The 11,040-nt window shown below is 32.3% G+C and carries 3 protein-coding genes and 1 pseudogene; 1 reads left to right on the top strand and 3 read right to left on the bottom strand.

Annotation, left to right across the window (positions count from 1 at the left end):
* Window positions 1-3,422, bottom strand: a pseudogene (locus tag Q4512_RS15575) (hypothetical protein); the annotation flags it as partial.
* A gap of 589 nt (window positions 3,423-4,011) precedes the next feature.
* Here Q4512_RS15575 and Q4512_RS15570 point away from each other — a divergent pair.
* On the top strand, window positions 4,012-5,601 hold the full coding sequence (locus tag Q4512_RS15570) for a peptide chain release factor 3 (RefSeq protein ID WP_303426252.1): 1,590 nt from the start codon (window positions 4,012-4,014) through the stop codon (window positions 5,599-5,601).
* A 623-nt stretch (window positions 5,602-6,224) separates the two neighbouring features.
* Here Q4512_RS15570 and Q4512_RS15565 read toward each other — a convergent pair.
* Window positions 6,225-6,542 (bottom strand): DUF3467 domain-containing protein, encoded by a 318-nt coding sequence (locus Q4512_RS15565; protein WP_303426250.1) that lies wholly within the window; start codon window positions 6,540-6,542, stop codon window positions 6,225-6,227.
* 152 nt (window positions 6,543-6,694) lie between these two features.
* The gene (gene rpoC / locus Q4512_RS15560; RefSeq protein ID WP_303426248.1) at window positions 6,695-10,996 is read right to left on the bottom strand and encodes a DNA-directed RNA polymerase subunit beta'; all 4,302 of its coding nucleotides are present in this window, start codon (window positions 10,994-10,996) and stop codon (window positions 6,695-6,697) included.
* Between the last annotated feature and the right edge of the window lie 44 nt (window positions 10,997-11,040).

Genomic DNA, 11,040 nt, shown 5'->3' with positions numbered 1-11,040 from the left:
GAAGTGTATCCTGTTTCTGTTCCTTCTTGTGCTCCATTACCATCTTCATCATTATATACTGTTCCTGTTACAGATCCAATACAACCGTTAACAGTATCATCCGTAGAACTAACATCTGCCTGTCCATTTCCACTATTTGCAGCATTAGGAATACCATTTGTATTTATCGCTCCAGTAATCATTCCATTAGCATCCAATTGAGAAACTACTAATCCTCCATTACCTTCTAAAGCGTCTGGACAAGTATCTCCATCACTATCTAAATCTAAATGATTTGGAATCCCATCACCGTCTGAATCTAAAATTGTTGTATTTATCGGGTTAACAAAATTAGTTATGCAATTAAACTCTACATTATGCTGTCTTCCAGAAGCGGAAGCACCAGCAACTCTAGCAACAACACCTAACCTAATTGTATAAGAAGATTTACCATTATGCTGTGTAGCATAATTTACTTGAGGGAAACCATTAGTTACAGATGGATACTCTGTAATACCAGCTGTACCAACAATAAAATTATCCTCAAATGTTACTAATAATTCTGTATCCTGATTAACAGTATAACTATTTGCTAATTGTGACCAATTCTGTTCACCATAACTTGCACCACCATCGACATCGTTAAAATTAACAAAGAATTCAGGAATAATAACATCATTAACTCCGGCTACTCCATTTGTAGTAACAAAATCAAATCTATATTCCGTATACGCACGATCTCCAACATTAGTTAACGTGAAAGCAGATCTTGGCTGAAAAGAATTAACGTTTAAAGAATTATCATCTAAAACAGGAACTGTTGTTCCATTTAATTCAACAATAGTAACTAAAGCGTCTACACCAGGGATTACACCAGGAAATCTGAAAGTTTCGTTTAATAAAAATGTATTTATATTTCCATCACCTCCTGGTTCTTCAGAATACGCATTATTAAAGTTTAATACCGTAGCAGAAGTACAGGCTGGTTGTCCTGGAGTAGTTACCAAACCTTCGTTTACATCTGAAATACCATCATTATCATCATCTTCATCACATCCATCAGGTAAAGCATCTCCATCATTATTTGCTTTATCATCAAAGCCAGGACATAAATCGTTTGCATCAATAGTTCCATCGTTATCTGAATCACATTGTCCATTTAAATCAGAAGGTGTTCCATCTATAGCTCCTCCTACTCCTTGACCTGCATTTTCATCTACATTACTAGGTACACCGGTACCTGTATTAACAGCACCTGTTAATTGTCCATCTACAACACTACTTGCACTAATACTGTCTGCTCCTTCAAGCGCATCAGAACAACCATCTCCATCACTATCTAAATCTAAATAATCTGGAATACCATCTTCATCCGTATCTAAATCAGGACAAGCAAAAAGTATAAATTCAATTCCATCTGAAAGCACACCTGAAACACCATCTTGCACAAACTGGATTGTAAAAGTTGATATATTTCCATTTACCTGTAAAGATCCTGCAGCTGTACCATCTGCTACATTTTGAGTACTTTCGAAAGTATATCCTGTTCCTACAGGATTACCTGAACCACTATCTTTAGCGGTATTAGATGTTACAAGAAAATCAGCAGTACCACTTAAAGCAGTCCAAGTTAAACCTCCTTGCAAGGTCATTAAAGCAGAATTTTCTGTAGCACCATCACTACCACCTAATCTATCTACGTGTAATATTGGATTTGTTACATTAATTGGATCTCCAGCAGCGTCTTCAAAAGAAACCGTTAAAGTACTCCCCCAACTATATTCTCTTACTAAAGAAGTATCACCACTCAAGGTTTCAGACCAAAAAGCTTCCGTATTAAAACTATCTGCTCCATTAACCTGAAAACCAGTTGAATTCGTCACCAACCTTGCTGTTACTCCATTTCCGTAATCGAAAGTTGCTTCAGTATCACTTACTAAAGTCCATGTACCAGATTGAATTGGTGTTGTACAAATCCCTTCATTTATATCTAAAATACCATCATTATCATTATCTAAATCGCAGCCATCTGGAACAGTATCATTATCTGTATCTACTGAATCATCAGAACCTTGACAAATATCTGAACCATCTAAAACCCCATCATTATCTCTATCACACTGTCCATCTACATCAAAAGCAGAAGCATTTTGAGAAGTACCTATTGTTTGCCCATTATTAACATCCACATTATCAGGGACACCAGTTGTTGCATCAATATCACCATCAAGTGCTCCTTCTGCTTCTACTTCTCCAACAACAATAAAATCGCCACCTTCAATCGCATCAAAACAACCATCATTATCCGAATCAAAATCTAAATGATTAGGAATTCCATCCCCATCAAAATCATAAACATCTGGCACACCATCTCCATTAGCATCGGTATAATCGGTTAAACTTCCGTCACCAGTACCATCATCAACAGTGTCTTCCCAGTTTGGTATACCATCTCCATCTTCATCATAGCTTGGAGAATACCCATTAGATTCATCAATATCTAAAATCCCATCATCATCATCATCTAAATCATCAATATCACTAAACCCATCTCCATCAGCATCAGGCAAAGAAAAAATAAATAATTTACCATCCCCATGATCATAATTAGCTGCTGTTATTTGTACATCTGTTATAATAGAACCTAGCTCAGCAATGCTATCTACATAAAAAAGTGCAATACCAATGGTACCTCCATTTTGTCCAACAACTTTATTAGTCAACCAGTAATCTGCATCACCTGTTGGTGCAATTACAGCATCAATTGTTCCAAAATCATTTGCTCCACCTGTACCACCATGACCATAATAGGTTGGGCCTTGTGGGTTTACAAAAGTACTACCTAAAGATTCTGTAGTTGTACTTCCAGATTTTGTACCAAAAAACTCTATATGATAGCAATTATTTGCATTACGTTCTGTAATAGCAATTATACTACCTGAGGTACTTCGTATCCCAGGAGAATATGAAAAAGTTTGTCTTTGAGCAATTGTTGACTCTTCATTTGGAACCCCATCTGCTGCAGTATAATTATCACAAATATCTTGTCCATTTTGAGATGCTTCAAAATAATGATTTAAGTTTTTATCTTGAAATGCAGCTAACGCTAAAGCATCCCAATTTGGTGTAATTACAGGATCACTTGATGTAGCTAAATTAACACCATTTTCTTCAACTCCATTTTGATTATGCCCTTGTTGCCCCAACTGAGTTAACGCATAAGATTGTGGCACTCCAAAGTCTGTAAAAACACGTGTCCCAACAGTTATACTTTGTATAGTTGCGGGATCTGTTCTTACAGTTTGTGAATCACTCCATTGAAACGAAACACCAGATTGTATACTAGGTGCATTTGTTTGCGACATGATTGAATTAAAAGAAAATAAAGCAAAAACTAATAAACTTAGTGATTTTGCATTAGAGAATCGAGTAAAGATTTTCATATTATAGAGGGTAATTTATTTTTTATTATATAAAAAAAGTTCTGCAATGCAAGCACCACAAAACGTATTAATTATTTCGCACAAAGAACTAGCACAACATCTTGTGTTAGTTTTATTCAATAAAATTTTATTATAGTTATCCACTCTCTTAGGGAGAAATAATGGTTAAACTTTGTTTTTACGGTTTTTCCGTAAAATTATTTTTTAAACAAAAGTATCAATACAATGCTATAATTATATCGATATACTAAAAACATTCACTTAAATCGATGAAAAACAAATACGCACGACTAAGTGATTATTTCAGTAATTTATTGTACAAAAATCAAAAAATTTATGTGAATTTAATCTTAATGTTTAAACAAGACTAGTTTTATCGTTGTGATGAATAATTTTAACGATAAAAGAATTTATTTTAAAATAAGTAGCTAAATACTTAACCTAGCACTATAATAATTACTATAATTTACAATAAAACCAAGAATTTAAATTAAAATTAAAATCTATATTATTATAAAACTATTATAATAATCTTGATACAATTAATATAATACTTTGAATACTTTATATTTGCCAAAATTAATTTTCAATGAAATTTATAGACGAAATCAACCGTAGACGAACTTTTGGAATTATTTCGCATCCAGATGCAGGAAAAACTACACTTACCGAAAAATTATTGCTCTTTGGAGGTGCTATCCAAGAAGCTGGAGCAGTAAAAAGTAATAAAATAAAAAAAGGAGCTACTAGTGATTTTATGGAAATTGAAAGACAACGTGGTATTTCTGTAGCAACCTCTGTTCTAGCTTTTGAATATAATGGTATAAAAATAAATATTCTAGATACACCTGGACATAAAGATTTTGCTGAAGACACCTTTAGAACTTTAACTGCTGTAGACAGTGTTATTGTAGTAATTGATGTAGCAAAAGGTGTGGAAGAGCAAACAGAAAAACTCGTTGAAGTTTGTAGAATGCGAAACATACCGATGATTGTTTTTATAAATAAAATGGATCGTGAAGGAAAAGATGCTTTTGAACTACTGGATGAGATTGAACAAAAATTAGGATTAAAAGTAACTCCTTTAAGTTTTCCTATAGGTATGGGTTACGACTTTAAAGGAATTTATAATATATGGGAGAAGAACATTAATCTTTTTAGTGGAGATAGCAGAAAAAACATTGAGGAAACGATAGAAATTTCTGATTTAAATTCTAGTGAATTAAATAAATTAATAGGAGATAAAGCTGCAGAGACATTACGCGAAGAGATAGAATTAGTAGAAGGCATTTATCCAACTTTCCAGAATTCTGATTATTTGGAAGGCAATTTACAACCCGTATTTTTTGGATCTGCTTTAAATAGTTTTGGAGTACGTGAATTATTAGATTGTTTTGTAGAAATAGCACCTAAACCGAGAGCTAAACAAAGTGAAGAACGACTTGTAAAACCTGATGAAGATACATTTTCTGGGTTTGTATTTAAAATACATGCTAACATGGATCCAAATCATAGAAACAGATTGGCTTTTATTAAAATAGTATCTGGAGAATTTAAAAGAAATACTTCTTACTTACACGTAAGACATAATAAAAAAGTGAAATTTTCTAGTCCGAATGCGTTTTTTGCTGAAAAAAAAGAAATAGTAGACATTTCATATCCTGGAGATATTGTAGGTTTACAAGACACAGGAACTTTTAAAATTGGTGATACCTTAACCCAAGGGGAAATACTAAACTATAAAGGTGTACCAAGTTTTTCGCCAGAACATTTTAGATATATCAATAATGCAGACCCAATGAAATCTAAACAATTAAATAAAGGTATCGATCAATTAATGGATGAAGGTGTAGCACAATTATTTACTTTAGAACTAAATGGTAGAAAAGTTATAGGAACTGTAGGAGCTTTACAATATGAAGTTATACAATATCGATTAGAGCATGAATATGGAGCAAAATGTACCTACGAAAACTTAAATGTTTTCAAAGCTTGTTGGATTGAAACAGATGATGTAAAAAGTGAAGAATATAAAGAGTTTTTAAGAGTTAAACAACGTTATTTAGCTAAAGACAAAAGAAATCAATTAGTTTTTTTAGCAGACTCAGCATTTTCTTTACAAATGACACAACAAAAGTATCCAAATTTAAAATTCCACTTTGTAAGCGAGTTTAAATAAAAATACTCATTTAAATCACCTTTAATAAACTTATAACTCATCAACCTTAAAACCATATAGCGTAAATCCAAAAAACCCTTAAAACGCTTTTATTTATCTCAACTTTTAATCGAAAATAAATAATATTTATTTAAAAATAGATATTGATAATAAATATTGATACTTAATGCTTTATCATAAATTTCACTTTTGAATAAAAAAATATTTTAAATTTCTAATGATTAATACCCAAATTAATCTATTTATGAAAATTCAAGATAAGCAATTAATTAATGAAAATATTACTGCTACAATAAATCATAAATTTCTATGCATGTACAAAATGATGTACTAGGGAACTATCGGGTGTTTTAAAGAATTCCATGAATATATCTAGTTCAGTAATTAAATAAATCATAAAATGCCTTTTCTGGTGTTTTTTATATTGTTTTAATAAAAAGGAAACATCTTAAATATTTGCTTACTTTTATTTATAAAATAATGGCAAAAAAAATCCCTTTTATAAATAAAAGGGATTATTCTTTATTGTTTATGCATCGTTGTTGGTCCAAATTAATTGGAATTGAAGGTTTGCTTTTGAAACATGTAAAGCAAACTTTTTTGTGATTAACTTGAATTCTTTATTAAGCCTCTCCCGTTGGCCCAAAATTAAGTGGAATTGGAGGTTGCTCATAATCTTTAATTTCACCATGCATATTTTCAAATTTAGCTACGTTATCACTTAAAGCTTTCATTAAACGCTTTGCATGTTGTGGTGTTAATATAATTCTAGATTTCACCTTACTTTTTGGTGTTCCAGGCATAATACTAACAAAATCTACCACAAACTCGGAAACAGAATGGTTAATAATTGCAAGGTTAGAGTAAGTTCCTTCAGCAACTTTCTCATCTAATTCTATATTAATTTGTCCTGGTTTTTTCTTGTTTTTATCTTCTGCCATCGTAAACTTATTTTTATTTCCGTGAAAACGGAAGTTATATTAATTTTTTTTATTTAAAAAAAAAGTCCTGTTTAGAAAAACAGGACTTTTGTTATTATTAAAACATTAGTTTCAAATTAAGAGATTCCTACCTGCGCAGGAATGACAATTATTTAATTATAATTAACTTCTTGTTTAGCTTGCATCATTTGATCAAATTCTTCTTTAGACCCGACAATAATGTTATCATAATTACGCATTCCTGTTCCTGCTGGAATTCTGTGTCCTACAATTACATTTTCTTTAAGTCCTTCTAAAGTATCAATCTTACCTGCTACCGCAGCTTCATTTAATACTTTTGTAGTTTCTTGGAAAGAAGCTGCTGATATAAATGATTTTGTTTGTAATGATGCTCTTGTAATACCTTGTAAGATAGGAGTAGCAGTTGCTGGTCTAGCATCTCTAGCTTCCACCAATGCTTTATCTTCACGACGTAAAATAGAATTTTCATCTCTTAAATCTCGTGCAGAAACAATTTGTCCCTCTTTTAAGGTATCAGATTCTCCAGCGTTTTCAACTACTTTCATTCCAAAGATTTCATCATTTTCTTCAATGAAATCAGATTTATGTACTAGTTGATCTTCAAGGAAAATAGTATCGCCAGAATCTATAATTCTAACTTTACGCATCATTTGTCTAACAACTACTTCGAAGTGTTTATCATTAATTTTCACTCCTTGTAAACGATATACCTCTTGTACTTCATTTACTAAGTATTGTTGAACAGCAGATGGTCCTTTTATGTTTAGTATATCGTTAGGTGTAATAGAACCGTCTGATAAAGGCATACCTGCTTTTACAAAATCGTTTTCTTGTACAAGAATTTGATTCGATAATTTTACTAGATATTTCTTAATATCTCCAGTTTTAGATTCTACTATAATTTCGCGATTACCTCTTTTAATTTTTCCAAAAGAAACCACACCATCAATAGCACTAACAACAGCTGGATTAGAAGGGTTACGTGCTTCAAATAATTCTGTTACACGTGGAAGACCTCCTGTAATATCTCCTGCTTTTGCGGATTTACGTGGAATTTTAACTAAGACTTTACCAATCTTAACTTTTTCACCATCGTCAATCATAATGTGTGCACCTACTGGTAAATTGTAAGAACGAATTGCTTCGCCTTTACTATCTTCTACAATAAGCGTTGGGATAAGTTTCTTGTTTCTAGATTCTGAAATTACTTTCTCTTGGAAACCTGTTTGCTCATCTATTTCTACTTGGTAAGTAACACCTTGTTCAATATTTTCATAACGTACTTTTCCAGCAAATTCTGAAATAATTACACCGTTATATGGATCCCATTGACAAACTACGTCTCCTTTAGTTAATTTATCTCCATTTTTCACATAGACATAAGAACCATAAGGAATGTTATTAGTACTTAATGTTATTCCAGTTTTCTTATCTATTAACTTAATTTCTGAAGTACGAGAGATTACAACATCTACAATGTTACCTTCATTATCTTCTCCTTTTACAGTTTTAAGTTCTTCAATTTCTGCAACACCATCAAATTTAACGGCTAATTTATTTTCTTCAGAAATGTTTCCTGCAATACCACCAACGTGGAATGTACGAAGTGTTAACTGTGTTCCTGGTTCACCAATAGACTGTGCTGCCACAACACCTACTGCTTCTCCACGTTGCACCATTTTGTTTGTTGCAAGGTTTCTTCCATAACATTTAGCGCAAATACCTTTTTTAGCTTCACAACTTAATGGAGAACGAGCATCTACGGTATCAATTGGAGAGTTTTCAATTGCTTTTGCAATATCGTCTGTAATTAACTCATTAGCACCAACTAATAATTCGTCTGTTAATGGATTGTATATATCATTTAATGAAATACGACCAACAATTCTTTCTTCTAAAGTTTCAACAACTTCATCATTCTTTTTAAGTGGAGAAATTTCTACTCCTCTTAAAGTACCACAATCTACAGTATTAACAATAACATCTTGTGATACATCTACTAAACGACGTGTTAAATATCCTGCATCGGCAGTTTTAAGTGCTGTATCGGCAAGACCTTTACGCGCACCGTGTGTCGAGATAAAGTATTCTAAAATAGAAAGTCCTTCTTTAAAGTTAGAAAGAATTGGATTTTCAATAATAGATCCTCCACCTGCAGTAGATTTTTTAGGTTTTGCCATTAATCCACGCATTCCTGTTAACTGACGAATCTGTTCTTTAGATCCACGAGCTCCAGAATCAAGCATCATATATACCGAATTGAAACCTTGTTGGTCTTCACGAATACGTTTCATTGACAATTCCGTCAATTCAGCATTGGTAGAAGTCCAGATATCAATCACTTGGTTATAACGTTCGTTATTTGTTATAAGTCCCATGTTATAGTTACCCATAATACCATCAACTAAGCCATTCGCTTTGTCAATCATACTTTGTTTTTCAGGTGGAATAATAATATCCCCTAAACTAAAGGATAAACCACCTTTAAATGCATAGTAGTATCCTAAAGTTTTTATTTCATCTAAAAATGCAGCCGTTTCTGGTACTGAAGTTACTTTTAAAATATCACCAATAATATTTCTTAGTGATTTTTTAGTTAATACTTCATTAATATAACCTGCTACTTTTGGTACGTTTCTATTAAAAATTACACGTCCAACAGTCGTTTCAATAATTTGAGGAACTAATTCTCCTGCGTCATTAAAATCTATAGCTCTTACTTTAATTCCTGCATTTAAATCTACACGTTTTTCATTGTAAGCAATAGTAACTTCTTCTTCAGAGTAGAATGTTAATCCTTCACCTTTAACTTTAACCGTATCTGTAGAAGTACGTAGCTTAGTCATATAATAAAGACCAAGTACCATATCTTGAGATGGTACAGTTACTGGCGAACCATTTGCAGGATTTAAGATATTATGAGAAGCCAACATTAATAATTGACATTCTAAAATAGCTTCTGGTCCTAATGGTAAGTGTACTGCCATTTGATCTCCATCAAAATCGGCATTAAATGCAGTAGTTACTAACGGGTGTAATTGAATTGCTTTTCCTTCAATTAATTTTGGTTGAAAAGCTTGAATACCTAGTCTGTGAAGTGTAGGAGCACGATTTAAAAGTACTGGATGTCCTTTTAAAACATTTTCTAAAATATCCCAAACTACAGGTTCTCTTTTATCTATAATTTTCTTTGCAGATTTTACAGTTTTCACAATACCTCTTTCAATTAGTTTTCTAATTACGAAAGGTTTGTAAAGCTCTGCTGCCATGTTTTTAGGCAATCCACATTCAAATAATTTTAATTCTGGTCCAACAACAATTACAGAACGTGCAGAATAATCGACACGCTTACCAAGTAAGTTTTGACGAAAACGTCCTTGTTTACCTTTAAGGGAATCTGATAAAGATTTTAATGGTCTGTTAGAGTCTGTTTTTACTGCAGATGATTTACGTGTGTTATCTAATAAAGAATCTACAGATTCTTGTAACATACGTTTTTCATTACGTAAAATAACTTCTGGTGCTTTTATTTCAACAAGTCTTTTAAGACGGTTATTTCTAATAATTACACGACGATATAAATCATTTAAATCTGAAGTTGCAAAACGTCCACCATCTAAAGGTACTAAAGGTCTTAATTCAGGTGGAATAATTGGCACTACTTTTAAGATCATCCATTCTGGACGGTTTTCTCTATTTTCGTTAGATTCTTTTAGCGCTTCTACAACTTGTAAACGTTTTAAAGCTTCGGTTTTACGTTGTTTAGACGTTTCGGTATTTGCTTTGTGACGTAACTCGTAAGAAAGTGTTTCTAAATCTATTCTAGCTAATAAGTCTATTAAACATTCTGCTCCCATTTTAGCTAGGAACTTGTTTGGATCTGTATCATCTAGGTATTGGTTTTCTTTTGGAAGTGTTTCTAGAATGTTTAAATATTCTTCTTCTGTTAAGAAATCCATTTTTTGTAATGGTTCTCCTTCGGCATTTTTAGCAATACCTGGTTGAATTACTACGTAACGTTCGTAGTAAATAATCATATCTAATTTCTTAGATGGTAACCCTAAAAGGTAACCTATTTTGTTTGGTAAAGAACGGAAATACCAAATATGTGCAACAGGGACTACTAAATTAATATGTCCTACTCTGTCACGACGTACTTTCTTTTCTGTTACTTCTACTCCACAACGATCACATACAATCCCTTTGTAGCGAATACGTTTATATTTTCCACAAGCACATTCATAATCCTTTACTGGACCAAAAATACGCTCACAAAATAAACCGTCACGTTCTGGTTTATGTGTACGATAATTGATAGTTTCTGGTTTTAAAACTTCACCTCTAGATTCTGCTAAAATAGACTCTGGTGATGCTAAACCAATGGAGATTTTATTAAATCTCTTTACTGTGTTCTTATCTTGTTTTCTTGCCATGTTTTTTAAGTCTTCAGTTTTCAGTAACAGTATCCATTAGTAAT

The organism is Oceanihabitans sp. 2_MG-2023, from assembly GCF_030547245.1.
In the GTDB taxonomy this organism is placed as follows: Bacteria; Bacteroidota; Bacteroidia; order Flavobacteriales; family Flavobacteriaceae; genus Oceanihabitans.
This window is presented reverse-complemented; position numbering and strand designations above follow the sequence as displayed.